Genomic DNA, 24,753 nt, shown 5'->3' with positions numbered 1-24,753 from the left:
CGGGTCGGCCTACGTGACTCTCGCCACAGGGTTTTTGGGGCGATTTGCGTAAAGAGGGTCGTGCTTGCGTTTTTTGAGGGCGCGTCAGGGCATCCGCGTGTGTGACGCAGTTCTCAGGTCCGGGATTCAACTGTGGCCTTTCTTCCTTTCGCCCGCTTCACTCATTCGGGTCCGCTATACGCCAGTTCGGGCACAGGAAGCGTGTTGCACCATGTCCAATTCACCCGAAACGCCGGAAAACCGACTCCCCCTCACCCCCCATACCGTCAGCGCCGCCGAGGTCATCCCCGGCGACCTGGTCGACCTCTCCCCCGAAGGCGCCGAACAGCGGTGCTGGTACGTCGTCACGCACACCGTGCCGGAGACTCCCGAGCGGATCCGGTGGAGCCTTCGGCCCGCGCTCGGGGGACCCGAGCGGGAGCAGGACGTCGCGCGCGAGGCGCGGATCACCGTCGGGGCGCGGCGGGTTGACCCGCAGGGCGTGCCGCCGCTGCGGTCCCAGGACCTGACCGACGCGTCCTTCCGGGACGGCGACCGGGTCGGCGTGCTGCGCGTCGTCGATCCCGAGGCCGTCGAGGAGACGTACGTACGGCGGTGGGGGGTCTGGCATCGGGACCTCGACGCCGGGAGTGGCGTCGCTCACTCCGACAGCGATGTCCGGGCGTGGGCCGCCGACGCCCTGCGCGGCGGTGAGGCCGTCGTGCGGTACCAGGCGCGGCCCGGTGCGGAGGCCGCCGTTCCGCGGGCCCGGCGGGTCGTCGTCACCGGGCTCGGTGCCGTGACGCCGCTCGGCCTCGGCGTCGGGGCGTTGTGGGACGGCCTGCTGGACGGGCGGCACGGGATACGCGAGGTCGACGATCCGGAGTTCGCCGAGCTGCCCGTGCGCGTCGCCGGCGTCGTGCCCGTCGACCCGGGCGAGGTGCTGCCGCGGGCCGCCGCCCGGCGGATGAACCGGGCCGCCCAGTTCGCCGTGCTCGCCGCCCGCGAGGCCTGGGGGGACGCCGGGTTCCAGGACGGCGGGACCGAGGCCAGCGGCGTCGATCCCGCGCGGGTCGGGGTCAGCCTCGGAGCCATCCTCGGCGACGCCTCCGTGCTCGTCGGCGGCGACCGCAAGCTCCGCGAGCGCGGGGCCCGGGGCGTCTCGCCCCTCACCACGCCCATGACCGTGCCCTCACAGGCCGCCTCGCAGGTCTCCCTCGACCTGCACATCACCGGCGAGGCCCGCACCGTCACCAGCGCCTGCGCCTCCGGCACGGAGGCCATCGGGGAGGCCATCGACCGCATACGGTACGGCCGGGTCGACGTCGCTCTCGCCGGTGGCGCCGAAGCCGTGGTCACGCCGGCGATCATGGCCTCGTTCGCCGCGATGCGGGCGCTGTCCACGCATCCGCTCGACGGCGGGGTCTCGCCCTCGCGGCCCTTCGCCAAGGACCGGGACGGGTTCGTCAACGGCGAGGGGGCGGGCGTGCTCGTCCTGGAGGCCGAGGAGCACGCCCGGGCGCGCGGCGCGCGGATCTACTGCGAGGCCGCCGGGTGGGGGCTGTCCGCCGACGCCCACCACATGGCCGCGCCCGACCCCAGCGGCAGCGGTGTCGCGCTCGCGCTGCGGCGGGCCCTGCGGGACGCCGGCGGGCACGTGGTCGACGTCGTCCACGTCAACGCCCACGCGACGGCGACCGTGGAGGGCGACCTGGCGGAGGCCGCCGCGCTGCGCGCCGTGCTCGGGGAGCGGGTCGTGCCGGTCACCGCGCTCAAGGGGCACCTCGGGCATCTGCAGGGGGCCGCGGGCGGTGTCGAAGCCGTGGCCGCCGTCCTGACGCTGCGGAACGGAGTCGTACCGCCCACCGTCGGCAGTGCCGAGATCGACGACTCTATGGGGATCGATCTCGTCACCGGCGAGCCCCGCGACCTCCCGAGCGACGGGGACCTGGTGCTCAGCAACTCCTTCGGCTTCGGCGGGCACAACGCCGTGCTGGCGCTGCGGCGGGTTGCCTGACGGGGGCGGGGACCAGGGTTCGGGAAGCCAGGAGCCGGGAGGCCGGGGGGCCGGTGGCGCAGATCCCTGCGGCGGGAAGCCGGCGGGGGTCAGCCCGGCGGCCGAGCGACGACGGCGCGGCATCCGGGCGCGTCCGGGCGCCGGACGGCGGCGGCACAGGGCCTCGGACGGCCCCCGCGATGGCGGCACACGGCCTCGGGCGGCCAGACACCAGCCGCACCCGAGGCCCGACCCCGCTGCAGGACGACGGCGGCACCGGCCCCGGGCAACCCGCCGACGACGGCACCGACCCCCCGCGCCAGGCCCGCGCCCGCCGTCTCACGCCGTGCGTTTGCGGGACGCCGTCTTCTTCGTCGTCGTCTTCGCAGTCGTCTTCTTCGCCGTGCTCTTCGCCGCCGTCTTCTTCGTGGTGCCCTGCGCCGACTTCGACGTCGCCGTCTTCTTCGTGGCGGCGGTGGTCTTCTCGCCGGAGGCCGCCGTCTTCTTCGCGGGGGCCTTCTTCGCCGTGGAGGCCGTCTTCTTCGCCGCCGTCTTGCGCTGCGGCAGGGGCCTGACCTCGGCCTCCTCCTCGCTCGCGGTCTCCCCGGCGGGCTCGGCGGGGGCCGCCCCGCCGCGGGAGGCGCGGGCCGCGCGCACGCTGTTCTCCAGGGCCGCCATCAGGTCCAGGACCTTGCCGCCGGCCGCAGGAGCGGGCGCCTCGGGCGGGGCCTCGCCGGAGACCTTCGCGGCGATGACCTCCTCCAGGGCCTCCCGGTACTCGTCGTGCAGGTCCTCCAGGTCGACCTCACCGAGGGTGTCCATCAGGGCGTCCGCGAGGTCGAGCTCCTTGTCGCGGACGGTGACGGAGGTGTCGGGCGCGATGCCCTGCGGTGCGCGGACCTCGTCCGGCCACAGCAGGCCGTGCATCGCGATGGCGTCGCCGACGATCCGGAGCATGCCGAGGCGCTCGCGGCCGCGCAGGGCGTACTTCGCGATGGCGACCTTGTTGCTGCGTTTGAGCGCCTCGCGCAGCAGGGTGTACGGCTTGGCGGCGGGGGCGCCGCTCGCGGCGAGGTAGTACGCGGCGTCCATCTGGAGCGGGTCGATCCGGTCGGCCGGGACGAAGGCCACGATCTCGATCGTCTTCGCCGTCTGGATCGGCAGCCGGGCCAGGTCCTCGTCGGTGATCGGGATGATCGTGCCGTCGGCGTCCTCGTAGCCCTTGCCGATCTCCGCCGACGTGACCTCGCGTTCCTCCACTTCGCAGACCTTGCGGTAGCGGATGCGGCCGCCGTCCTCGGTGTGGATCTGGCGGAAGGAGATGGAGTGGTTCTCGGTCGCGTTGAAGAGCTTGACCGGGATGCTGACCAGGCCGAACGAGATGGCGCCGTTCCATATGGATCTCACGTGCACACCCTTTCGGTCGGGTTCGTCCGCATGCATACTGATATCTCCCGTTTGCATGGGATTCTCATCGTATGACGCCGATCACAGAGGTGGAGGGGCGGCGGATCGCGCTCAGCAACCTGGAGAAGGTGCTGTATCCCGCGACCGGGTTCACCAAGGCCGAGGTGCTGCACTACTACGCGACCACGGCCGAGGCGCTGCTGCCCCATCTGCGCGACCGTGCGGTGTCGTTCCTGCGCTATCCGGACGGGCCGGACGGGCAGCTGTTCTTCACCAAGAACGTGCCGCCGGGTACGCCCGACTGGGTCACCACCGCCCCCGTGCCGCGCTCGGAGGGGCCGACGCGGATGGTGGTCGTCCAGGACCTGGCGAGCCTGATGTGGGCGGCGAACCAGGTCGCGGAGTTCCACACACACCAGTGGCGCGTGCAGACGCCGGACGTCGCCGACCGGATCGTCTTCGACCTCGACCCGGGGCCGCCCGCCACCGTCGTCGAGTGCTGCGAGGTCGCGCTGTGGCTGCGGGAGCGGCTCGCCGAGGACGGGATCGAGGCGTATGCGAAGACCTCGGGGTCGAAGGGGCTGCACCTGCTGGCCGCCGTGCGGCCCGCGCCCTCCGAACGCACGTCCGAGTACGCCAAGCAGCTCGCCGTCGAGGCCGAGCGGACCATGCCGCGGCTGGCCCTGCACCGGATGACGCGCAGCCTGCGGCCCGGGAAGGTGTTCGTCGACTGGAGCCAGAACGCCGCCCGCAAGACCACGGCGACGCCCTACACGCTGCGCGCCCGGTCCCACCCGTGGGTCTCGGCGCCGGTGACCTGGGAGGAGGTCGAGCAGTGCGGGGCGCCGGAGCAGCTGGCGTTCGCCGCCGCCGACATCGCGCCCCGGCTGCAGGATTACGGCGACCTGCTGGCCCCCTTGCTGGACGAACGGCGGGCGGGGGCGCTGCCGGGGGAGGACTGACCCACGGCGGGACCGATGCGCGACGCCCCCGCACGCCCCCGCATCCCGACGCCCGAGCGTCAGCGGTCACGCCGCCCCGACGTCACCACCCAACGGCGATACAGAAGGACCGCGTCACACCTTCGTCCACGTCGTACGGTCGCGCGCCATCGCGTGCAGGGCCTCCACGTCGGCCGGCTTCAGGACGCCGCCCTGGCGGGCCAGCTCCGGCACCTCCGTGTCGGTCAGCACGCGGACCTCGCGCGGCGGGGCGGTGACCTGCACCGACGCCGGGGTGACCAGGCACAGCACCGGGCGGACCTCGGCGGTCAGCGCGTAGGAGGCGCGGGCGGCGACGGCCCGCAGGTCCCGTAGCAGCGGCACGGGGTCGCGGCGGCCCAGCGTGAGGAACGGGTCGGCGACCGTGGCCCGCTGCTTGCGGGCGGGCACGGCGTGCAGCGCGAAGATGCCGCCGGGGCCGACGAGCAGGTGGTGGACGCGGTCGCCGCCCGGCAGCGGGAGCGAGTGCAGCGCGTGCCAGCCGGCCCCGTCCAGGCGGTCCAGGGCCTCGCCGACGGTCTGCTCCGCCTCCAGGGCCCGGCGGCGCGGGTCGGGGCGCAGGCGGTGCGCGGGGCCCGGGTCGCGTTCCAGGGCGACGAGGAGGGCCTCGCCGGGGCGGTTGGGGGCGAGGTCGTCGTCCGGGTGGAGGCTCAGCCGGGCCAGCTCGGCCGGGGTCGGCACGGGCGGCGGCCCCACCGTGACCTGGCCGGTGAGGAACGGCCCCAGGGCGTCCAGGACGGCCTCGCGGTGGTCCTCGCTGAGCAGGTTCACCCGGCCGGCCTCACGGTCGTACCAGGCGATGTTCCGGCCGTCCGTGTGGCAGACGTACAGACGTTCGCGGCCGTGCCGGTAGGTCGGTATGACGCGCAGTCGGCTCATGCACCATCACCCCATTGACCATGGGAACAGGCGGGGTGCTCCCGGGGCAAGAAGGCGGCTACCTTGGGAGGGAGTTGCGCGGGCGGGACACTGGTCGGCGCGGTTGGGGAGGCGCCCTTGCGTACGCGTGGAAAGCAGCCCGACGTCCCCGCTCCGGACAGCCCGTGGAACGAGATCCTGCCCGGCCTGTGGATGGGCGGGCACGAGTTCCGGGGGGCGTCCGGGCGGCTGGAGTTCGCCGTCGTACGGGACGAGTTCGATCTCGTGCAGACCCTGCTGCGGCTGCCGGGGCACGGGCCGGACCCCGGCGTGGAGCACCATGTGTGGGACATCCCGGACGGGCCGCTGGACGGCACCCAGCTGGCCGGCGTGCTGCGGCTGGCCCGTGCGGTGGGCGAGGCCCTGGACGAGGGCCGCAGGGTGCTGGTGCGCTGCTACCACGGCTACAACCGCTCCGGGCTGGTGATCGCGCAGGCGCTGATCCACCGGGGCCACTCGGCCGAGGAGGCCATACGGCTGATACGGTCCCGTCGCTCGCCGTGGGCCCTGCACAACGAGCTGTTCGTCGCGTACCTGAGGGCCGGCCTGTCGACGGTACGGCTGCTGGAGGAGCTCGCCGAGTAGGGTTCCGCCGCCCGGCGGGCGGCCCCCAGGTCAGCAAAAAGGACTTACCTACGAATATCGTGTACGGGGCCCTCGAACACGTCGATCCACAGGAGTCCCGTGCCTCGCAGCCGCCGCTCGCGTGCCGTCCTCGTCGCCGCCCTCGCGCTCGTGCTGGGGGCGGTTTCCGCGGGCTGCGGGGACAGCGGTGCGCTGCAGGGCGCGGGGCCGACGCGGGTCGCGGTGAGCCCGGCCCGGCTGTGGCCGGAACTGACACCGGCGGCCTCTCCGGCGTACGACATCGACGAGGTCGAGCGCGAGGTCGTCAAGGGCGTCGCCGTGCCCGGGGACGACATCCGCAAGGTCGACCCGGCGGCGATCGTCCGCGCCGAGATCGCCGCGCATCCGGACACCTACAAGGCCGGCGGCAAGAGCGGGGAGACGTTTCCGCAGACCGCCCGTCTGGTCGACGACGACTGCGGGCAGGGACCCGAACGGGGGCGGTGCCCGGTGCTCAAGCCCTACTACCGGGACCTGACCGGCGACGGGCACGACGACCTGGCGCTGGGCTTCCGGCTGCTGCCGGGACCCATGACGGCCGTACGGGTGTACACCGTCGACCGCCACCGGCTGGTGCAGGTCATGAAGTGGGAGGACGCGGTCAGCGCCGTCGAGGTGGCGGGGCGCTCGCTCGTGCTCAGCTCGCCGTCGGACCTGGCGCGGTACGAGTACCGGCTGGAGTGGACCTGGGATCCGGACCAGAAGGCGATGCTGCTCACGCACGACGAGATGGTGCGGATGGGGGGCGGGCATGCGGGGCGGGCGCCTCGTAAGGGGTCTGCCTCCCCCTCGCCCTCGGCCTCCGGCTCGGCCTCGGGTTCGGGCTCGGGTTCGGGTTCGGGCTCGGGCTCGGCCTCTCCCCCGGGGCCTTCCGTCTCTCCTTCGGCCTCCGGGTCGGCAGGTGCGCGATGAGGCCCCTGCTGCCTCAGTGGTCCGGGGCGCTCGCCGTGAAGGCGGCCGCCTTCATCACCGTGATGTGCTGCGCGCTGGCCGCGCTGCTCGGCGTCCTCGTGCACGTCCAGGTGACCGACCAGACCGTCGGCCAGGCCCGCGACCTCGCGCTCGCCCGGCTCGCCGACGCCACGCAGGCCTTCGAGGCCGGGGACACGCTGCTGCCGGACGCGGGGGTGGATCCCCCGGAGCTGCCGCCGTCGCTGCGCCGGCTCGCCGCGGACGGGCAGCGCGGCACGATGGTCGGCCGGCACCACGGGCAGCCGGCGATGTGGGCGGCGGGGCCCGTCGAGGGCGGGCACGCGCTCGCCGTCCGCGTGGACTACGCGCAGCAGGCCCGCACCATCCAGGGGCTCGACGGGGCGATCCTGTGGTCCTCCGCGCTGGCGATCGGGGCGACCGTGCTGGTGGGGGCGTTCGCCGTGACCCGGGTGACGCGGCGGCTGCACGCCACGGCACGGGTCGCGCGGCGGATCAGCGCCGGGGACCTGGACGCGCGGGTGGACGATCCGCGGGCCGGGGACCCGTCCCGGCCGCAGGACGAGGTCGCCGCCGTCGCCTCCGCGCTGGACTCCATGGCCGCCTCCCTCCAGGGCAAGCTCCTGGCCGAGCAGCGGTTCACCGCCGACGTGGCGCACGAGCTGCGGACACCGCTCACCGGATTGCACGCGGCGGCGGAGCTGCTGCCTCCGGGGCGGCCCACCGAGCTGGTGCGCGACCGGGTGGCCGCGTTGCGCACCCTCACCGAGGACCTGCTGGAGATCTCCCGGCTGGACACCGGGCGGGAGAGGCTCGACGTCGACAGCGAGCAGCTCGGGGCGCTGGCCGAGCGGGTGGTGCGGGCGTCGGGGACGCCCACCGAGGTGCGCGTGGTGCGGGACGCGCGCGTGGAGACCGACCGGCGGCGGCTGGAACGGGTGCTCGGGAACCTCGTGTCCAACGCCCACCGGCACGGGCGGGCGCCGGTCGTCGTCACGGTGGACGGGCCCGTGGTGACCGTGCGGGATCACGGGGACGGGTATCCGGAGTACCTCGTCGAGCACGGGCCGCAGCGGTTCCGTACCGAAGGTGGTGCGAAGGGGCATGGGCTGGGGCTGACGATCGCGTTGGGGCAGGCGGAGGTGCTGGGGGCGCGGCTGGTGTTCGCGAACGCGGTGGGGGGTGGGGCGGTCGCCACGTTGTCCCTGCCGGGGGCTGCGCTGGGGTGACCCCTTGCGCAAGGGGTGCCGCCGTGGGGCTCCGCCCCGGACCCCGGGGGGTGACCACCTTGCGCAAGAGGTGCCGCCGCGGGGCTCCGCCCCGGACCCCGGGGGGTGACCCCCTTGCGCGAGACGTGCCGCCTCGGGGCTCCGCCCCGGACCCCGGGGGGTTTTCCCACCCGCCCACCCGTTCGGTTGCGCAAGAGGCACCGTCACGGGGCTCCGCCACGGACCCCGTCCGGATCTCCTCCCCGTGCCCCTGCCGTCACCCCCTCCCGATGGCCCAGCCCGTCGCGCGCACCCCCCTGCGCGCTCCTAACGTGGCGGTTAGTCAGGTTTGTCCGTCAGGGAGGTATCCCCCATGTCCCAGCACCCCCGTATCGCCCGGCTCGCCATAGCTGTTGCCGCCGGGGCCTTGTGTCTCGGGTCCGTTGCCGTGTCGCCCGCCTTCGCCGACGACGGGTGGGGGGAGGGCTCCTCCTCCACCGGTCAGGGGAGTGGGGAGCAGGGCGGGGGCGGGGGGCAGGACGACGGCGGTCAGCAGGGCGGCGGCGAGCAGGGCAGCTGGCAGCAGGGCGGTGGCGAGCAGGGCGGTGGCGAGCAAGGCGGTGGCGAGCAAGGCGGCGGCCAGGGCGGCGACACGCAGAGCGGCGGCCAGGGCTCCTGGCAGGGCGGCGGCGACGGCGGCGAGCAAGGGGGCCGGCAGGACGGTGGCGGCGGCGGGGAGCACGGGCAGGGGCTCGCGCGGGGGCGGGTCACCGCCGGTACCTTGCTGCTGCGCAGTGCGCCCGACCGGGGGAGCCAGGTCATCCGTGCCGTCCACCGCGGCGAGATCGTCAGCATCTACTGCAAGACCAACGGGCAGCGCGTCGACGGCAACCGGGTCTGGTACCTGCTGACCGACGGCACCTGGGCGTGGGGGTCGGCGCGGTACATCCAGGAGCTGGGGCGTTCCCCCCGCTGGTGCTGACACACCCTCACAGGGGAGCGCAAGACGGTCTATTTGGGTAAGTTCCGGACATGACGAAGGCCGGAACCACCGGAATCACCGTGGTGGCGGCGGACACGCCCGCTCCCCCGGTGCCCCTCCCCCGGCGCCGCGGCGTCGAACTCGCCCTCATCGTCGTGGCCGTCCTGCTGTCGGTGTACGGCTACTGCGCGGTGGGGCTGGCCCGCACCGGCGTCGTGCCGCCCGGCGCCGCCGGCTACGGCGCCGGGCTCGGCGTGCTCGCGCTGGTGGCGCATCTCGCCGTCCGGCTGCGCGCCCGGCACGCCGATCCGCTGCTGCTGCCGATCGGCGTCCTGCTCAACGGGCTCGGTCTCGTCCTCATCTACCGGCTCGACCTGCAGACGCCCGGCGACCAGGCCGCCCCGACCCAGCTGATCTGGTCGACGCTCGGGGTCGGCTTCTTCATCGTCGTCGTCGCCCTGCTGCGCGATCACCGGGTCCTCCAGCGGTACGCCTACGTGTGCGTGGCCGCCGCGCTGGCGCTGCTGACGCTGCCGATCCTCTTCCCGGCGGTGAACGGGGCGCGGATCTGGATCCGGATCGCCGGGTTCTCCATCCAGCCCGGCGAGTTCGCCAAGGTGCTGCTGGCGGTGTTCTTCGCCGCCTACCTCGCGGCCAACCGCACGGCCCTGACGTACGCCGGACGGCGGGTGTGGCGGATGCAGCTGCCGACCGGGCGGGTGCTCGGCCCGATCGTCGCCGTGTGGCTGCTGAGCGTGGGGGTGCTGGTGCTGGAGCGGGACCTCGGGACCTCGCTCCTGTTCTTCGGGCTCTTCGTCGTCCTGCTGTACGTGGCGACCGGGCGCTCGGGCTGGATCGCCGTCGGGCTGCTGCTCGCCGCGCTGGGCGCCGTCGCCGTGGGGCGGCTGGAGCCGCATGTGCACGCGCGGATCGAGGACTGGCTGCATCCGTTCGCCTCGATCGAGGCGGGACAGGGGCCCAACCAGCTCGCCCAGTCGCTGTTCGCCTTCGCGGCGGGCGGGATCCTCGGCACCGGCCTCGGGCTCGGGCACTCCGTGCTCATCGGGTTCGCCGCCAAGTCCGACTTCATCCTCGCCACCGCGGGCGAGGAACTGGGGCTGGCGGGGCTGTCCGCCATCTTCCTGCTGTACGGCCTGGTCGTGGAGCGCGGGTTCCGGTACGGGCTGGCGCTGCGCGACCCGTTCGGGCGGCTGCTCGCCGTCGGCCTCGCCTCGATCGTGGCGCTGCAGGTGTTCGTCATCGCCGGCGGGGTGACCGGGCTGATCCCGCTGACCGGGATGGCGATGCCGTTCCTCGCGCAGGGCGGGTCGTCGGTGGTGACCAACTGGGCCATCCTCGCGCTGCTCATCCGGCTCAGCGACTCCGCCCGCCGGCCCGGCGCCCACCCGGAGGCGCCGTGACCCGGACCATCCGCCACGCCGCCGTCTTCAGCGCGCTGCTGCTGCTCGCCCTGCTGGTCAACGCCGCCCGCGTGCAGGTCGTCCTCTCGGGCGGCTACGACGACAACCCGGCCAACCGGCGCCAGACCATCGCCCGTTACGCCCAGCCCCGCGGTGACATCCTGGTCGGCGGGCAGCCGGTCACCGGCTCCCGGGACACCGGGGAGCAGCTGCGCTACGAACGCGCCTACACGGACGGGCCGTTGTACGCGCCGGTGACCGGGTTCTCCTCACAGGTGTACGGCACGACGCTGCTGGAGCACACCGAGGACGGCGTGCTGGCCGGCACCGACCCGCTGCTGTCGTCGCTGCCGCTGGTGAGCGACCTGACCCGGGCCCGGGACCCGGGCGGTGACGTGGTGACCACGCTCGACCCGCAGGCGCAGCAGGCGGCGTACCGGGAGCTGGCCGGGCGCAAGGGCGCGGTGGCGGCGATCGAACCGGCGACGGGGCGCGTCCTGGCGCTGGTGTCGTCCCCGTCGTACGACCCCGCCGCGCTGTCCGGAAACGGGCCGGAGGCGGCCCGCGCCTGGGCGCGGCTGAACGCCGACCCGGACAAGCCGATGCTGAACCGGGCCGTGCGGCAGACGTACCCGCCGGGTTCCACCTTCAAGGTGGTCACCGCGGCGGCGGCGCTGGACGCGCACGTGGTGACGGACCTCGACGAGCCGACGTTCTCCCCCGACCCCTACCGGCTGCCGGGGACGACGACCCGGCTGACGAACGAGGGCGACGGCTGCCGGGACGCGTCGCTGCGGGACGCCTTCGAGTGGTCCTGCAACACGGTGTTCGCCAAGCTGGGCGTGGACGTGGGGGCGCAGCGGATGGTGCGGACGGCGCAGGGCTTCGGCTTCAACGACCAGCGGGTGCGCATCCCGTTCTCGGTGGCGCCCAGCACCTTCGACACGACCGTGGACCAGGCGCAGCTGGCGCTGTCGTCGATCGGGCAGTACAACACGCGGGCGACGCCGCTGCAGATGGCGATGGTGGCGGCGGCGGTCGCCAACGGGGGCCGGCTGAAGGCGCCGTACCTGGTGGAGCGCACGGTGCGGCGCGGCGGGGCGACCGTGCGGACGGCCGTTCCGCGGCCGGCCCGGCAGGCGATGCTGCCGTCGACGGCGGCGAAGCTGCGGGAGCTGATGGAGGGCGTGGTGCGCGAGGGCACCGGCACCAACGCGGCGATCCCCGGCGTGATCGTGGGCGGCAAGACGGGCACGGCCCAGCACGGGCTCGGCAACTCCGGTACGCCGTACGCGTGGTTCGTGTCGTGGGCGCAGGACGAGCGGGACATGGAGGCGCGGGTCGCGGTGGCCGTGGTGGTGGAGGACGCCTCGGCGAACCGGGGCGAGATCAGCGGCGGCGGGACGGCGGCCCCGATCGCCCGGGCGGTGATGCAGGCGGTGCTCGACTCCTGAGGCACAGCTGCGGGCCCGATCCGGTGACGCGGGCGGTGTTCAGGTCGTGAGACGGGGGGTGCCGCGGGGCGGACGGCCGACCTACCGTTCGGTCATGACCGACGCCGCTTTCGAACTCGCCCAGGTGAACATCGCCCGCCTCCGATTCCCGCTGGACTCGCCGGAGTTGAAGGACTTCGTCGACCACCTCGACCCGGTCAACGCCGACGCCGACGCCGCTCCCGGTTTCCTGTGGCGGCTGCAGAGCGAGGGCGGCGACGCGACCGACATCCCCGTCTTCGGCGATGCCTGGCTGATCGTCAACATGTCGGTGTGGCGGGACGCGGACGCGCTGACGGCGTTCATGTACCAGGGCCGGCACCGGGAGATGCTGGCCCGACGCCGCGAGTGGTTCGAGCGGGTGCGGGAGGCGATGACGGCGCTGTGGTGGGTGCCCGCCGGCCACCGCCCGACCGTCGCCGAGGCGGAGGCGCGGCTGCTGCACCTGCGCGCGCACGGCCCGACGCCGTACGCCTTCACGCTGCGTACGTCGTTCCCGGCGCAGCACGCGGAGCCGGTCCCCGGCGAGGCACCCGCGCGGGGCGTCACCGAGGACCTGGAGTGCCCCGTGTAGCTCAGACCGGCTTGATCAGCTCGGTGCGGACCTGGAGGGCGGTCTTCGCGGCGGCCTCCAGGTCGATCTGCTGCGGGTCCTTGGTCGCCGTCTCGGAGGTGACCTCGCCGACGGAGGCGCCGGTGTTCTCGTCGGCCCAGGCGCACATCGGCACGGTCAGGGTGGTGCCCATCTGCTCCTGGGTGAGCACCTCGCAGGTGATGGTGAGCCCGGAGCCGTCGGGGTGGAAGTCCTTCGGCGGTACGGCGACCTTGGCGCGGTCGCCGTCGGCGGCGCCCTTCATCATGTTGTTGCGGGCCTGGTCGGTGTTCTTGAACCGCCCGTACATGCCGGACACCACCAAGGTGCCCTTGGTCTGGTTGCCGCCGAGGGTGTACTGGCCGACGACGGCCTGGGTGTCCTTGGCGTCCCAGGAGCGGTCCGCCTCCCGCTCGATCTGCTGCCCCTCGGAGTCGGACAGGTCCTGGGCCAGCAGGTAGCGCCCGCCGAGCAGCGTCTTGGACAGCACGAGCTTGTTCTTCGCCTCGGGGAAGCCGCCGCCCTTGGCGGAGCCGATCATCGCGAGCCCGGCCACGATCACGACGATCAGGGCGACGACCCCGGCGACGATGCCGACGACCAGCCCGACCCGCCGCTTGGGCGGCGGCGCCATGGGCGGCACGCCCCAGCCCTGCGGCTGCGGCGGGTAGGGGGCGGCGGGTTGCTGCCCGTACGGACCGGGCGGCTGCTGGCCGTAGGGCTGCTGGCCCTGTCCGTAGAGCTGCTGGCCCTGGTCGTAGGGCTGCTGCTGGCCCTGACCGTACGGCTGCTGCTGGCCGTAGGGGCCCGGGGACTGCGGCGCTCCATAGGGCTGCGGCTGCTGCGGGGTTCCGTAGGGCTGCTGTGGCCCGCCGTAGGGCTGCTGCGGCTGGCCGTAAGGATTCTGCGGAGGCGTGGACACGCCAGAACCGTACTCCACGCGGGTGACGGTCAGCCCTCGCCCGCCCCCTGCTCGATGGCCGCTCGCACCTCCTCGACCCGCTCCCGCTCCTCCGCCGCGAAGCGCTCGGCGTCGAGCCGTTCGGCGATCTCCTCGTCCTGGGTCATCAGCAGGTCCAGGTCGGAGTCGCCCAACTCCAGGACACCCATGTCGACATACGCCTGCTGCAGCCGCTTGCCCCACAGGCCGATGTCCTTCACGCACGGCACGATCCGGCTGAACAGCAGCTTGCGGAACAGCCGCAGGAACTCGGAGTGCTCACTGAGCCGCTCGGCCTCGGCCTTGGGGATGCCGAAGTTCTCCAGCACCTCCGTACCCCGCAGCCGGTCGCGCATCAGATGACAGCCCTCGATGACGAACTCCTCGCGCTCCCTGAGCTCCGCGTCGGTGAGCTGCCGGTAGTAGTCGCGCAGCGCCATCCGCCCGAAGGCGACGTGCCGGGCCTCGTCCTGCATGACGTACGCCAGGATCTGCTTCGGCAGCGGCTTGTCGGTGGTGTCCCGGATCATGCCGAACGCCGCGAGCGCCAGGCCCTCGATGAGGACCTGCATCCCGAGGTACGGCATGTCCCACCGGCTGTCGCGCAGCGTGTCCCCGAGCAGCGCCTGCAGATTGTCGTTGATCGGGTAGACGAGCCCGATCTTCTCGTGCAGGAAGCGGCCGTAGATCTCGGCGTGCCGGGCCTCGTCCATGGTCTGGGTGGCGGAGTAGAACTTGGCGTCCATGTCCGGCGCCGACTCCACGATCCGCGCCGCGCAGATCATGGCGCCCTGCTCACCGTGCAGGAACTGGCTGAACTGCCAGGACGCGTAGTGTCGGCGCAGCTCGGCGCGGTCCCGGGCGGACATCGCGTCCCAGTACCGGCTGCCGTACACGCTCATCGCCTCGTCGGGCGTGCCGAGCGGGTCGCAGGGGTCGACCTCCAGGTCCCAGTCGATGCGCCTGGCGCCGTCCCACTGCTTGTCCTTGCCCTTCTGGTACAGGGCGAGCAGACGGTCGCGGCCGTCGTCGTACTCCCAGCTGAAGCGGGCCGCGCCGGAGGCGGGCACCTGCCAGTGGGAGGCACCGGGGTCGTCGGCGTACAGGTCGAAGGTCGGCATGCACGGCAGGCTCACACGGGGTGGGCGCGGGGTCAACGAGTTCCGGCCCACACCCCCGAGGGCGACCGGAAACAAGTTCGTGCAGGGGGGATTGACGACCTTGCTGACAGGCAGTCTTATAAGAGAGTGACCGGCGGGTAACCCCGCCCTGCCCCCCGCACGACGAGGTGGATCAGCCATGACGACGACCCTGACGGAAGCCGACGCGCTGGACGGGCTGCGTGACGCGCTCGGCCTGCTCAAGGACCGCGAACAGGTGGCCGAACGCCTCCTCGCCTCCTCCGCGAAGCACTCCTTCGACCCGGACAAGGAGCTGGACTGGGACGCGCCCTTCGAAGAGGGCAAGTGGTTCTGGCCGCCGGAGCTGGTGTCGCTGTACGACACCCCGCTGTGGAAGCGGATGAGCGAGGAGCAGCGGATCCTGCTCTCCCAGCACGAGGCCGCGGCGCTGGCCTCGCTGGGCATCTGGTTCGAACTGATCCTGATGCAGCTGCTCGTCCGCCACATCTACGACAAGGCGGCGACGAGCGCGCACGTCCGCTACGCCCTCACCGAGATCGAGGACGAGTGCCGGCACTCGAAGATGTTCGCGCGGGTGATCTCGCGGGGCGGCACGCCCTGGTACCCGGTGAGCCGGGTCCACCAGAACCTGGGCCGCCTGTTCAAGACGATCTCCACGACCCCGGGGTCCTTCACGGCGACGCTGCTCGGCGAGGAGGTGCTGGACTGGATGCAGCGGCTGACGTTCCCGGACGAGCGGGTGCAGCCGCTGATCCGGGGCGTCACGCGGATCCACGTGGTGGAGGAGGCGCGCCATGTCCGGTACGCGCGTGAGGAACTGCGGCGGCAGATGCTGACGGCGCCGAAGTGGTCGCAGGAGTTCACGCGGGTCACCTCCGGTGAGTTCGCCCGTGTCTTCTCCATCGCCTTCATCAACCCCGAGGTCTACACGAACGTGGGCCTGGACAAGCGGGAGGCGATGGCGCAGGTCAAGGCGAGCGGGCATCGGCGTGAGGTCATGCAGACCGGGGCGAAGCGGCTGACGGACTTCCTGGACGACATCGGCGTCCTCCGAGGCGTGGGCCGCCGCCTGTGGAAGTCCTCGGGCCTCTTGGCGTAACGGCCCGTTGGGCCCGGGGTGCGGTGACCGCCGTGGGGCACGAAGCCCTGCGGTGCGAGGCACCGGGGGTGCGGTGACCGCCGTGGGGTGCGCAACCCGGCGCTACGGGGCGCCGCTGCGCCCACCCGTGCCGCCCTGGGGGTCCCCCCTGCTCGAAGAGCTTGGGGGAGGCACGACTGCCCGCAGCTACGCGCCCACCCGGCAGAAGGCGCTACAGCAGCCCCCACCGGACCCGCGCAGGCCGCCGCAGGCGTATAAGGGGCGCGGGGAACTGCGCGACCAGCCACGACGAGACCCGCACCCGGCAAGACACCGCACCCACCCGCTCAAGCCCCGCAGGGTTACGCTGCGGGCATGACCCCCTCCGCCCCCACCCCCGCCTACCGCCGGCTGAGCGTCGAGGAGCGGCGCAGCCAGCTGCTCACCGCCGCCCTGTCGCTGTTCGCGCACCGGGCCCCGGAGGAGGTGTCCTTGGACGACGTCGCGGAAGCCGCCGGAGTCTCCCGGCCCCTCGTCTACCGCTACTTCCCCGGCGGCAAGCAGCAGCTCTACGAGGCCGCCCTCCGCTCCGCCGCAGAGCAGCTGCAGCTCTGCTTCGACGAACCGCACGACGGCCCCCTCCTCGGCCGCCTCTCCCGCGCCCTGGACCGCTACCTCGCCTTCGTCGACGAGCACGACGCCGGCTTCAGCGCCCTCCTCCAGGGCGGCAGCGTCGTGGAGACGTCCCGCACGACCGCCATCGTGGACGGAGTACGCCGCACCGCCGCGGAGCACATCTACCACCACCTGCGCGTCAAGGCCCCCGGCCCCCGCCTCCGTATGACCGTCCGCATGTGGATCACCTCCGTGGAGGCCGCGTCCCTCATGTGGCTCGACGAGGACAAGCAGCCGCCCGCCCCCGAGCTGCGCGACTGGCTCGTGGAGCAGTTCGTCGCCGCGCTCGGCGTGACGGCGGAGCGCGACCGGCAGACCGCCGCCGTGATCGCCGCGCTGTCCGGGGATGTCTGAGACTGGTGCCGTGAAGAGCGAAGACACCCCCTTCGAGGGCGGCCCCATGGACGGCAGGGTGCTCCCCGTCCTGCTCGGCCCCACCGGCCACCCCCCGAAGACGTACCGCATCCCGGTCCCGGACGCGGCCGGCGGCAAGCCCACGGTGCTGGTGTACCGCCGTGTCCCGCGCGGCCAGAGCAAGCGCCTGGGCCTGACGCAGGGCTGGAAGTACGCCTTCGACCCCGAGGGTGACACGCGGGGCGCCCGCCTGCGCTGGCCCTGGTCGAAGCCGGCCACGGCTCCGGAAGCCGCGCCGAAGGCCGCCCCGGACACCGCACCGCGCACCAAGCCGGACGCGACACCCGGCGCCACGCCAGACGCCACGCCGGACGGCAACCCGGACGACCCGCACGAGTGACACCCTTGCGCCGGTCCGCGCAGCCCCGCGCGCGCACCTCGCGCCCCCGTCCCACGCTCGCGGTGCGGAGCAGAGGGGCTGCCCCGCACCGGAGGTGATGACGTGTCAGGAAAGCTGCTGCGTCTCGTCGGTACGACGGTGGCGGCGGCGCAGCTCGCCCTCGCGCCCGCCCACGCCATGGCCGTACCGCAGGCACCACAGCCGTCGGCAGACGCACAGAACCCGACGACGGAGGCACCGGACCTCGCACCCGGCGCTCTCGGCACACCCACCGCACCCGGCGCACCCAGCGCCACACCAGACGCAACCGACACAAGCGACACCAGCGACACCAGCGACACACCAGACGCACCGGCCGCAGCCGACGCGCCCCCGAGGTCCCTCCCCGACCTCCTGACGGACCTTCAGAAGCTCTACCGGCAGACCGAGCAGGCTACCGAGGCCTACAACGCCACCGAGGAGGCGCTGAAGCGCAAGCGCGCCGAGGTGTCCCGGCTGGACACGGAGCTGACGCGGGCCCGTCTGTCCCTGTACGCCGGCCGCGGTGAGGCCGGCCGCCTCGCCCGCCAGCAGTACCAGAACAGCAGCGACCTCTCCCCGTACCTGCGCCTGCTGCTCGCGCGCGACCCGCAGCACGCCCTCGACGAGGGCCATGTGATCGGCCGGCTGGCGCGGGAGCGGGCCGAGACGATCGGCCGCCTCACCGGCAGCGAGCGCAAGGCCGCCGACCTGGCCCGCCGCGCCCGGACCGCGCTCGACCAGCAGCTGACCCTCACCGAGAAGCAGAAGAAGCAGCGCGACGACATCCGCCGGCGCCTCGACGAGGTGGAGAAGCTGCTGGCCTCGCTCAGCGCCGACCAGCTGAGCGCGCTCACCGCGCTGGAGCGCACCGGCACCGCCGAGGCCCAGCGCAGTCTGCTCGCCTCGGGCGCGCTGGACGGCGGTGACGACAAGCCGTCCGGCGAGGGCGAGCGGGCCGTCCGGTACGCGCGGCGGCAGCTCGGCAAGCCGTACGCCTGGGGCGCGCAGGGCCCGGGGTCGTACGACTGCTCGGGCCTGACGTCGCAGGCGTGGCGGGCCGCCGGCACCCCGATCCCGCGCACCAGCCAGGAGCAGTGGGCGCGCCTGAAACACGTCCCGCTGCGCGCGCTGCGCCCCGGCGACCTGGTGGTCTACTTCCCCGAGGCCACGCACGTGGCGCTGTACGCCGGCGGCGGCACGGTGATCGAGGCGCCGCGCACCGGCGAGAGGATCAGACTCTCCCCGATCGCGGCGCACCCCATCCTCGGAGCGGTACGCCCCGACCCCGAGAAGCCGACCGCCCCGACCGCCCTCTGACAAGCGACGGCCCGGCCCCGGGGAACGACGCGGCGGCCGCCCCCAGGAGGCGCCCGCCAGGGGGCGACTGCCAGGAGGCGACCGCCACGCCGGAAGCCGCCCTAGGAGGCGGCGGGCGCCCCCGTGACCTCGCCGAGGTACGCGGCCGTCTTCTCCGGCTCGTAGAAGAAGTTCTCGAAGTCGGCCGGGTCGTTGAACGCATTGGCGAACCGGTCGGCCACCGGCTGGAGCTCGCCCGCCGCGCCGATGAGGTTCAGGACGTGCTCGGGCGGCGGCGCCAGCATCGCGTTGGTCCACTTCACGACGTGCTGCGCGGTCTGCCAGTACCGGTCGAAGGTCTGCTGCATCCAGTCCTCGTCGAACGGCTTGTCGCCGTGCTCCAGAATGGAGGCCAGGTAGGCGGCCGCGCACTTGGACGCCGAGTTGGAGCCCTGCCCGGTGATGGGGTCGTTGGCGACAACCACGTCGGCGACGCCGAGGACCGCGCCGCCGCCGGGCAGCCGCCCGATCGGCTTGCGCACGGTGGGCGCGTACCGGCCGGCCAGCGTGCCGCCGGCGTCGGTCAGCTCGACCTTGGTGGCCCGCGCGTACTCCCAGGGGGTGTACCGCTCCATGAGTTCCAGGGTCAGGGAGAGGTGCTCCGCCGGGTCCTTGACGCCCTTGAAGACGTCGAGCGGGCCGCCGGGTATGCCCTCCCAGAACAGGATGTCGGCGCGGCCGGACACGGTGAACGTCGGCATGATGAACAGCTCGCCGACACCGGGCACCAGGTTGCAGCGGACGGCGTCGAAGTCCGGGTGCTCCGGGCGCGGGCCGAGACCGTGCACGTACGCCACGGCCAGCGCGCGCTGCGGCTCGCTGTACGGGGAGCGGGAGGCGTCGCGCTCGAACATCGACACCAGCTCGCCCTTGCCGGCGGAGACCAGGACGAGGTCGTAGGCGCGGGAGAAGTAGTCGAGGTCGGAGACCGCGGCGCCGTGGATGACGAGCTGGCCGCCGCGCTGGGCGAAGGTCTCCATCCAGCCGGCCATCTTCACGCGCTGGTCCACGGACTGGGCGTACCCGTCGAGCCGGCCCACCCAGTCGATGGCGCGGGCCGCGGGTCCCTCCGCCCAGGAGCCGGGGGCCGCCACCGAGACGCCGAGTCCTTCGATCTTCGGGGCCTGGGACTCCCAGAAGTTCAGCTGGAGGTCACGCTCGTGCTGCAGCGCCGTGTGGAACATGCACTGCGTGGACATGACCCGGCCGGAGCGGATCTCGTCCGCGGTCCGGTTCGACATCAGGGTGACCTCGTAGCCGTGCGACTGCAGGCCGAGGGCGAGCTGGAGGCCGGACTGGCCGGCCCCCACGACGAGTATCTTCCGCATGCGGAACATCTCTCCTAGGTGGACTACTCGGGTCCGAGTGGGACTACTCGGGGGTTTCCTCGAGCGCGTGGGCCACGAGGGCGAGGAGCGTCTCGATCACCGAGATCCGGCGCCGCGCGTCCATGATCATGACAGGTATGTGCGGAGGAATCGTAAGGGCCTCGCGCACGTCCTCGGGGTCGAACAGCTCGGTGCCGTCGAAGTGGTTGACCGCGACGACGTACGGCAGCCCGCAGCTCTCGAAGTAGTCCAGCGCCGGGAAGCAGTCCTTCAGCCGGCGGGTGTCGGCCAGGACGACCGCGCCGATCGCGCCGCGCACCAGGTCGTCCCACATGAACCAGAACCGCTGCTGGCCGGGCGTGCCGAACAGGTACAGCACGAGGTCGTCGTCGAGCGTGATGCGGCCGAAGTCCATGGCCACGGTGGTGGTCAGCTTGCCCGGCGTGGCCGTGAGGTCGTCGGTCTCCTGGCTCGCCTCGGTCATCAGCGCCTCGGTCTGCAGAGGCGTGATCTCCGAGACGGACGTGACCAGCGTGGTCTTGCCGACGCCGAACCCGCCCGCCACGACGATCTTCGTGGCGATGGGGGCGCGGGTGCGGTCCGTCTGCCAGGACTTCAGCTCCTCGTCGGGCTCGGCGGCGTGGGCCGCCTCGACGAGCGGGGAGACGCCACGAGCGGCGTCAGAGACGACGGAGTCCACTCAGCACCCTTTCCAGCAGCGCGCGGTCCGGACGGCCCGTGCCATGGCCGGTGCCCGTTCCGTACACGCGGATCTTTCCCTGGTCCGCGAGGTCGCTCAGCAGGACGCGGACCACGCCGAGCGGCATCTTCAGCAGCGCGGCGATCTCGGCCACCGTGCGCATACGGCGGCACAGTTCGACGATGGCCCGCATCTCCGGCATCACGCGGGTGGCGAGACTACCGTTCGTCAGCTCCTTGCGCTCCTCCGGGGCGTCCAGAGCCGCCACGAAGGTCTCGACGAGCAGGACGTGGCCGAAGCGGGTACGGCCGCCGGTGAGCGAATAGGGGCGCACCCGGGCGGGTTTGCGGTCGCCGCCGCGCACCGGCAACTGGCCCTTGGCCGCATGGGACATGCTGCTCATCGCTCGCTCCCCGTCGAGGAGGACTCCAGTGACTGGCGCAGTTCGCTGCGGAGTTCGGGGGTGAGCACGTGGCCGGCGCGGCCCACGAACAGGGCCATGTGGTACGCCACGACGCTCATGTCGCAGTCCGCGGAGCCGTGCACGCCGAGCAGCGAGCCGTCGCTGATCGACATCACGAACAGGCTGCCCTCCTCCATGGCGACCATCGTGTGCTTCACGGCGCCGCCGTCCATCAGCTTGGCCGCGCCGATGGTGAGGCTGCCGATGCCGGAGACGATGGTGGCGAGGTCGGCGGCGGAGCCGCGGGGGCCGGCCGGGCGGTCGGCCTGGCGGGACTCCCGGGCCTCGAGGTTGCGGTCGTGGTCGGAGGAGAGCAGGAGCAGGCCGTCGGAGGAGACCACGGCGACCGAGAGGATGCCGGGGACCTCCTCGACGAGGTTGCTCAACAGCCAGTGCAGGTTGCGGGCTTCACTGCTCAGGCCGAAGGTACTGGGCGCGGTCAACTGCTTGCCTCCTCGACTGTGCCCCCCGTGGTCCTGGTCTGGCCTGTCTGCTCGGCGATCTCCGCCTCCGCAGCGCGGTAGCCGGCGGTGGCGCCCTGGCGGAAGCCGCCGAGCCTGCGGCGCAGGGCCTCGGCGTCCACCGACTTGGTGCGGGGGCGCTCCGCCGGGGTGGGGGCGGTGATCTTGGGTGTGCGCTTGGGGAGGCCCTTGGCGGTGTACTGGTCCTCCTCGTCGGCGGTGCGGTGGTGTTCCGCCTCCGCCTCCGCCTCGGCTTCGCCTTCGGCGGTTTCGTTCCCGGCGTTCCCAGCCGCACCGCCCGTGCGGGTCTCGTGGTCGGGTGCGGGTGGCGGCCCCTGTGGGGCGTGCCCGCCGTCGGCGGCCGCGGCTTCGGGGGCGGGAGCGGGCGCGGCTTGGGGGGCTTCCTCCGTCTTGGGGGACGGGATCAGCAGTTCCATCGTCATCTCGGACGGGGACTCCACCGGCGCCGCCGGGCGCGGTACGGCCTCGCCGGGCTCCTCGGCCCGCTCGGCCTGCTCGGGCCGCTCGGCCTGCTCGGCCCGCTGGCCGGAACGGGTCTCCGCCTCCGCGGACCAGGTCCCGGCCTCCCCGGCCGGCTCCGTCGACCCGGCGCCGGCCTCCTCGGGCTCCGTCGGCCCGTCCTGGGCGGCGGTCTCGGTCGGCCGCTCGGCGTGCTCCTGGTCGCGGACCGCTCGTTCCGCGAGGGCGATCAGGCGGTCGCCCTCGCTCGCGCGGCTGTGCAGGACGTTGGAGTTGGCCTCCGCGTCGGCGCCGGGGAGGGTGAAGGTCTGGGTGGTGCTCGCGCTGGGGGCGGGCGGGGCGACGGCGGCCGCCGGGGCCGCGGCCAGCAGCGGCTGCGGTACGACGACGACCGCCGCGGTGCCGCCCTGCTTCTGCTCGCGCAGCCGTACCCGTACGCCGTGCCGGTGGGCGAGGCGGGCGACGACGTAGAGGCCGAGCCCGAGGCCGTCCTCGCCCTCCTGGTCGTAGGGCGTCTCGGGGTCGAAGTCGGTCAGGCGGGCGTTGAGCCGCTGCATGCGCTCGTCGGTCATGCCGATGCCCTCGTCCTGGACGGAGAGCATGACCTCGCCGCTCTCCAGCAGCCAGCCGGAGACCTCGACGGGCAGGTCGGGCGGGGAGAACGCGGTGGCGTTCTCCATGAGTTCGGCGAGCAGGTGGGACAGGTCGTCGGCGGCGAAGCCGGCCACGTGCGCGTGCGGCGGCAGCGCGGCGATGCGGACGCGTTCGTAGCGCTCGATCTCGCTGACGGCCGCGCGGACGACGTCGACCAGCGGGACGGGACCCGCGTGCTGCTGGACGTGTTCGGTGCCGGCGAGGACGAGGAGGTTCTCGCTGTGCCGGCGCATGACGGTGGCGAAGTGGTCCAGCTTGAAGAGCGTGGCCAGGCGGTCGGGGTCCTGCTCGCGCTCCTCCAGGCCCTCGATGACGGCGAGCTGACGCTCGACCAGGCCGAGGGTGCGCAGGGCGAGGTTGACGAAGGTGGAGCCGATGCTGGTGCGCAGCCGGTCCAGCTGGGCGGCGGACTCGGCGAGTTCGGCGCGCAGTTCCTCGCGGGCGTCGGCCATCTTCTGCCGCTGGCCGACCAGGTGCTTGCGGTCGGACTCCAGGGTGGCGACGCGCTCGGCGAGGGCGGCGGCGTGCGCGTGCAGGGCGTTGACGGACCGGACGACCTGGGCGAACTCGTCGTTGCGGCCGGTGAACTTCACCGGCTCCTGACCGGCCGGGTCCTCGGCCTCGGCGAGGCGGGCCGAGCCGCGGCGGAGCACGGCGAGGGGGCGGGTGAGGCTGCGGGCCATGGCGGTGGCGGTGCCGATGGCGAGCAGGACCAGCGCGCCGAGGACGGCGATGCGGATCTCCAGCGCGGTGACGTCGTCGTCGCGCAGCTTCTCCAGGTCCTTGGTGCGGTGCTCGAAGAGCGCGGACTCGGCGCCGCGCATCAGCTCGATCCGCGCGGACAGCGCTGCGTCGAGCTTGCGGGTGGAGGTGTCGAGCTCGTCGTCGTCCAGGGTGGGCTGGTCGGTGAGGCCGGCGAGGTACTTCTCCGCGGTGGTGGTCTCCGGACCGGTGACGGTGGAGTCGTAGGAGGCCACGGCCTGGCTCGGCGCCGACTGGTGGAAGTCGGCGAGGGCGGCGTCGGAGCGCAGCCGGGCCTGCTGGGCGGCGGCGGTGAGCGCGTCGCGCTGCTTGGCGGCGCCCGAGGAGGAGTCGGAGCCGGTCTCGGGCAGGCCGGTGACCGGGTCGATGGTGCTCTGTGTGCCGCCGGGGACGTTCAGCGCGGCGAGCAGCAGGCCGCGGGTGGCGGCGGCCTGCTGGACGGCGGAGTCCAGCTCGGCGAGGGCGTACGCGCCGGCGCCGGCCCGCGGCGGGGTCTGCTGGGCGAGCTGCTCGGTGAGCCGGTGCAGCTCGGTGATCGCGGCGGAGTACGCCTGGTGGGCCTCCAGCGCGCCGCTCTTGCCGGTGAGCGCGGCGCGGCGGACGGCGGCGATGCCGTCGAGGTCGCGGCGCAGGGCGGCGGGCAGGTCGGTGTCGGCGCGCAGTTCCTCGACCTGCCGGTCGACGCGGGCGCTGCGCTGCTCGTCGGGGGCCTTGGCCTTGGGCCGGCCGGCGGCGATGTAGGAGGTGACGTCGTCGCGTTCGTCGGCGAGGGCGTGCGCGAGGGTGAGCGCCTCCTGGGTCTGGCCGGCGAGGGTGACCAGGTCCTGGGTGTCCTTCAGCTGCCCGGAGGCGGCGATGACGGACGGCGCGCCGGCGCCCGCGATGGCCGCGGCCACCACCGCGACGGCGACGATCAGCCGATTGCGTACATGGGTGGGGCGGCCCTTGCCGACGGGGGGCTGCACGCCCCCTTCGGGGGCCGACTGCCTGCCTGTGCGCCGAGGCCGCGTCTTCTGCACCGGTGCTCGCATTCCTGTACTCGTGTAGCCATGGGACCGGATGACGCCCCGTCAGTCGGCGCGTGCGTCCGGTACGGTTCCCGACCCTCCCAGTGCCGGTGGGCAGCGGACGGGCATCGCCTGGCCCGCCACCCGAAGGAGTGAACCTCGGAGGGGAGTTGGCGGGCAAGTTCCTCTGGCCCGTGCAGCCGCCTTGCGCGGCGGGCCGGTTGGACGTCTGCGGCGCGCTTTGGCAGGATTCGCCGCCACGCCTTTGCGGAGTGCAGCATTCCCACCCAAAACCGGCAGCGGGGCGCTGCGGCCGGGGTGAACCCGCGATGTTTGCCAGCCGTTCGCGGAGCATGTGAAGGGCTCGTGCAGACTGGCTGG

22 protein-coding genes are annotated in these 24,753 nt (G+C 73.3%); 13 read left to right on the top strand and 9 right to left on the bottom strand.

All coding sequences use genetic code 11. The annotated features are described in order from the left end of the window. Nucleotides 1-211: 211 nt before the first annotated feature. The gene (locus ACF1AL_RS25555; protein ID WP_391697954.1) at nt 212-1,996 is read left to right on the top strand and encodes a beta-ketoacyl-[acyl-carrier-protein] synthase family protein; all 1,785 of its coding nucleotides are present in this window, start codon (nt 212-214) and stop codon (nt 1,994-1,996) included. Nucleotides 1,997-2,314: 318 nt separating this feature from the next. Here the strand turns inward: ACF1AL_RS25555 and ACF1AL_RS25550 are convergent, their stop codons facing one another. Continuing rightward, on the bottom strand, nt 2,315-3,418 hold the full coding sequence (locus tag ACF1AL_RS25550; protein WP_391827509.1) for a Ku protein: 1,104 nt from the start codon (nt 3,416-3,418) through the stop codon (nt 2,315-2,317). Between the two features lie 35 nt (nt 3,419-3,453). Between ACF1AL_RS25550 and ligD the strand changes: the two genes are divergently transcribed. Next, nucleotides 3,454-4,344, top strand: coding sequence for a non-homologous end-joining DNA ligase (ligD, locus tag ACF1AL_RS25545; RefSeq protein ID WP_391827507.1), 891 nt, complete (start codon nt 3,454-3,456; stop codon nt 4,342-4,344). Between the two features lie 114 nt (nt 4,345-4,458). Here the strand turns inward: ligD and ACF1AL_RS25540 are convergent, their stop codons facing one another. Continuing rightward, complete coding sequence (locus ACF1AL_RS25540; protein WP_384206678.1) at nt 4,459-5,262, bottom strand: nuclease-related domain-containing protein; 804 nt, start codon at nt 5,260-5,262, stop codon at nt 4,459-4,461. A 117-nt stretch (nt 5,263-5,379) separates the two neighbouring features. Here ACF1AL_RS25540 and ACF1AL_RS25535 point away from each other — a divergent pair, with 117 nt between their 5' ends. The 7 genes from ACF1AL_RS25535 to ACF1AL_RS25505 all read left to right on the top strand — a co-directional run bounded on the left by ACF1AL_RS25535 (nt 5,380) and on the right by ACF1AL_RS25505 (nt 12,533). Further along, nucleotides 5,380-5,886, top strand: coding sequence for a dual specificity protein phosphatase family protein (locus ACF1AL_RS25535; RefSeq protein ID WP_391697942.1), 507 nt, complete (start codon nt 5,380-5,382; stop codon nt 5,884-5,886). Nucleotides 5,887-5,985: 99 nt separating this feature from the next. Beyond that, on the top strand, nt 5,986-6,837 hold the full coding sequence (locus ACF1AL_RS25530; protein ID WP_391827505.1) for a hypothetical protein: 852 nt from the start codon (nt 5,986-5,988) through the stop codon (nt 6,835-6,837). After that, the gene (locus ACF1AL_RS25525; RefSeq protein ID WP_366839287.1) at nt 6,834-8,084 is read left to right on the top strand and encodes a HAMP domain-containing sensor histidine kinase; all 1,251 of its coding nucleotides are present in this window, start codon (nt 6,834-6,836) and stop codon (nt 8,082-8,084) included. The genes ACF1AL_RS25530 and ACF1AL_RS25525 overlap by 4 nt, the downstream gene beginning before the upstream one ends. 352 nt (nt 8,085-8,436) lie before the next feature. Then, the gene (locus ACF1AL_RS25520; RefSeq protein ID WP_391827503.1) at nt 8,437-9,045 is read left to right on the top strand and encodes an SH3 domain-containing protein; all 609 of its coding nucleotides are present in this window, start codon (nt 8,437-8,439) and stop codon (nt 9,043-9,045) included. Between the two features lie 50 nt (nt 9,046-9,095). Then, the gene (locus ACF1AL_RS25515; RefSeq protein WP_366839290.1) at nt 9,096-10,466 is read left to right on the top strand and encodes an FtsW/RodA/SpoVE family cell cycle protein; all 1,371 of its coding nucleotides are present in this window, start codon (nt 9,096-9,098) and stop codon (nt 10,464-10,466) included. Continuing rightward, nucleotides 10,463-11,920 (top strand): penicillin-binding transpeptidase domain-containing protein, encoded by a 1,458-nt coding sequence (locus ACF1AL_RS25510; RefSeq protein WP_391827500.1) that lies wholly within the window; start codon nt 10,463-10,465, stop codon nt 11,918-11,920. The genes ACF1AL_RS25515 and ACF1AL_RS25510 overlap by 4 nt, the downstream gene beginning before the upstream one ends. Nucleotides 11,921-12,014: 94 nt before the next feature. Then, a complete protein-coding gene (locus ACF1AL_RS25505) occupies nt 12,015-12,533 on the top strand; it encodes a DUF3291 domain-containing protein (protein WP_386419016.1) in 519 nt (172 codons plus the stop codon). Between the two features lies 1 nt (nt 12,534). Here the strand turns inward: ACF1AL_RS25505 and ACF1AL_RS25500 are convergent, their stop codons facing one another. Beyond that, nucleotides 12,535-13,473, bottom strand: a complete 939-nt coding sequence (locus ACF1AL_RS25500; RefSeq protein WP_391827498.1) for a hypothetical protein — start codon at nt 13,471-13,473, stop codon at nt 12,535-12,537. Nucleotides 13,474-13,502: 29 nt separating this feature from the next. Further along, nucleotides 13,503-14,612, bottom strand: coding sequence for a ferritin-like domain-containing protein (locus ACF1AL_RS25495; protein WP_391819555.1), 1,110 nt, complete (start codon nt 14,610-14,612; stop codon nt 13,503-13,505). A gap of 178 nt (nt 14,613-14,790) precedes the next feature. Here ACF1AL_RS25495 and ACF1AL_RS25490 point away from each other — a divergent pair, with 178 nt between their 5' ends. The 4 genes from ACF1AL_RS25490 to ACF1AL_RS25475 all read left to right on the top strand — a co-directional run bounded on the left by ACF1AL_RS25490 (nt 14,791) and on the right by ACF1AL_RS25475 (nt 18,478). After that, entirely contained in the window at nt 14,791-15,732 is a 942-nt protein-coding gene (locus tag ACF1AL_RS25490; protein ID WP_366839296.1) for a diiron oxygenase, read from the top strand. A 354-nt stretch (nt 15,733-16,086) separates the two neighbouring features. Further along, nucleotides 16,087-16,740, top strand: coding sequence for a TetR/AcrR family transcriptional regulator (locus ACF1AL_RS25485; RefSeq protein WP_391703469.1), 654 nt, complete (start codon nt 16,087-16,089; stop codon nt 16,738-16,740). Between the two features lie 10 nt (nt 16,741-16,750). After that, a complete protein-coding gene (locus ACF1AL_RS25480; protein WP_366839298.1) occupies nt 16,751-17,140 on the top strand; it encodes a hypothetical protein in 390 nt (129 codons plus the stop codon). A 102-nt stretch (nt 17,141-17,242) separates the two neighbouring features. After that, nucleotides 17,243-18,478: an NlpC/P60 family protein gene (locus tag ACF1AL_RS25475; protein WP_391827495.1), complete on the top strand. Its 1,236-nt coding sequence runs from the start codon at nt 17,243-17,245 to the stop codon at nt 18,476-18,478. 101 nt (nt 18,479-18,579) lie between these two features. Here ACF1AL_RS25475 and ACF1AL_RS25470 read toward each other — a convergent pair whose 3' ends face one another. Genes ACF1AL_RS25470 through ACF1AL_RS25450 form a run of 5 tightly spaced genes read right to left on the bottom strand, consistent with a single transcriptional unit; the run spans nt 18,580 to nt 24,396 of the window. After that, nucleotides 18,580-19,845 carry a styrene monooxygenase/indole monooxygenase family protein gene (locus ACF1AL_RS25470; protein ID WP_384206655.1) on the bottom strand — a complete coding sequence of 422 codons (1,266 nt, stop codon included), beginning with the start codon at nt 19,843-19,845 and terminating at the stop codon, nt 18,580-18,582. Between the two features lie 43 nt (nt 19,846-19,888). Further along, nucleotides 19,889-20,545 carry an ATP/GTP-binding protein gene (locus ACF1AL_RS25465; RefSeq protein WP_366839301.1) on the bottom strand — a complete coding sequence of 219 codons (657 nt, stop codon included), beginning with the start codon at nt 20,543-20,545 and terminating at the stop codon, nt 19,889-19,891. Next, nucleotides 20,526-20,948 carry a DUF742 domain-containing protein gene (locus tag ACF1AL_RS25460; protein ID WP_386583420.1) on the bottom strand — a complete coding sequence of 141 codons (423 nt, stop codon included), beginning with the start codon at nt 20,946-20,948 and terminating at the stop codon, nt 20,526-20,528. Before ACF1AL_RS25460 ends, ACF1AL_RS25465 begins: the two co-directional genes overlap by 20 nt. Beyond that, nucleotides 20,945-21,451 carry a roadblock/LC7 domain-containing protein gene (locus ACF1AL_RS25455; RefSeq protein WP_366839303.1) on the bottom strand — a complete coding sequence of 169 codons (507 nt, stop codon included), beginning with the start codon at nt 21,449-21,451 and terminating at the stop codon, nt 20,945-20,947. Before ACF1AL_RS25455 ends, ACF1AL_RS25460 begins: the two co-directional genes overlap by 4 nt. Then, nucleotides 21,448-24,396 (bottom strand): nitrate- and nitrite sensing domain-containing protein, encoded by a 2,949-nt coding sequence (locus tag ACF1AL_RS25450; RefSeq protein WP_391827493.1) that lies wholly within the window; start codon nt 24,394-24,396, stop codon nt 21,448-21,450. The genes ACF1AL_RS25455 and ACF1AL_RS25450 overlap by 4 nt, the downstream gene beginning before the upstream one ends. Nucleotides 24,397-24,753: the final 357 nt, after the last annotated feature.

It is taken from the genome of Streptomyces sp. NPDC014801 (genome assembly GCF_043082085.1).
Taxonomy (GTDB): domain Bacteria; phylum Actinomycetota; class Actinomycetes; order Streptomycetales; family Streptomycetaceae; genus Streptomyces.
The sequence above is the reverse complement of the archived record's forward strand: the minus strand, read 5'-3'. Positions and strand labels throughout refer to the sequence as shown.

Bases quoted from the DNA above. Each gene is read 5' to 3' on its own strand.
- ACF1AL_RS25555 (WP_391697954.1), top strand. From the start codon at position 212: ATGTCCAATTCACCCGAAACGCCGGAAAACCGACTCCCCCTCACCCCC.
- ACF1AL_RS25550 (WP_391827509.1), bottom strand. From the start codon at position 3,418: ATGCATGCGGACGAACCCGACCGAAAGGGTGTGCACGTGAGATCCATA.
- ligD (WP_391827507.1), top strand. From the start codon at position 3,454: ATGACGCCGATCACAGAGGTGGAGGGGCGGCGGATCGCGCTCAGCAAC.
- ACF1AL_RS25540 (WP_384206678.1), bottom strand. From the start codon at position 5,262: ATGAGCCGACTGCGCGTCATACCGACCTACCGGCACGGCCGCGAACGT.
- ACF1AL_RS25525 (WP_366839287.1), top strand. From the start codon at position 6,834: ATGAGGCCCCTGCTGCCTCAGTGGTCCGGGGCGCTCGCCGTGAAGGCG.
- ACF1AL_RS25520 (WP_391827503.1), top strand. From the start codon at position 8,437: ATGTCCCAGCACCCCCGTATCGCCCGGCTCGCCATAGCTGTTGCCGCC.
- ACF1AL_RS25515 (WP_366839290.1), top strand. From the start codon at position 9,096: ATGACGAAGGCCGGAACCACCGGAATCACCGTGGTGGCGGCGGACACG.
- ACF1AL_RS25505 (WP_386419016.1), top strand. From the start codon at position 12,015: ATGACCGACGCCGCTTTCGAACTCGCCCAGGTGAACATCGCCCGCCTC.
- ACF1AL_RS25495 (WP_391819555.1), bottom strand. From the start codon at position 14,612: ATGCCGACCTTCGACCTGTACGCCGACGACCCCGGTGCCTCCCACTGG.
- ACF1AL_RS25490 (WP_366839296.1), top strand. From the start codon at position 14,791: ATGACGACGACCCTGACGGAAGCCGACGCGCTGGACGGGCTGCGTGAC.
- ACF1AL_RS25485 (WP_391703469.1), top strand. From the start codon at position 16,087: ATGACCCCCTCCGCCCCCACCCCCGCCTACCGCCGGCTGAGCGTCGAG.
- ACF1AL_RS25470 (WP_384206655.1), bottom strand. From the start codon at position 19,845: ATGCGGAAGATACTCGTCGTGGGGGCCGGCCAGTCCGGCCTCCAGCTC.
- ACF1AL_RS25460 (WP_386583420.1), bottom strand. From the start codon at position 20,948: ATGAGCAGCATGTCCCATGCGGCCAAGGGCCAGTTGCCGGTGCGCGGC.
- ACF1AL_RS25450 (WP_391827493.1), bottom strand. From the start codon at position 24,396: ATGCGAGCACCGGTGCAGAAGACGCGGCCTCGGCGCACAGGCAGGCAG.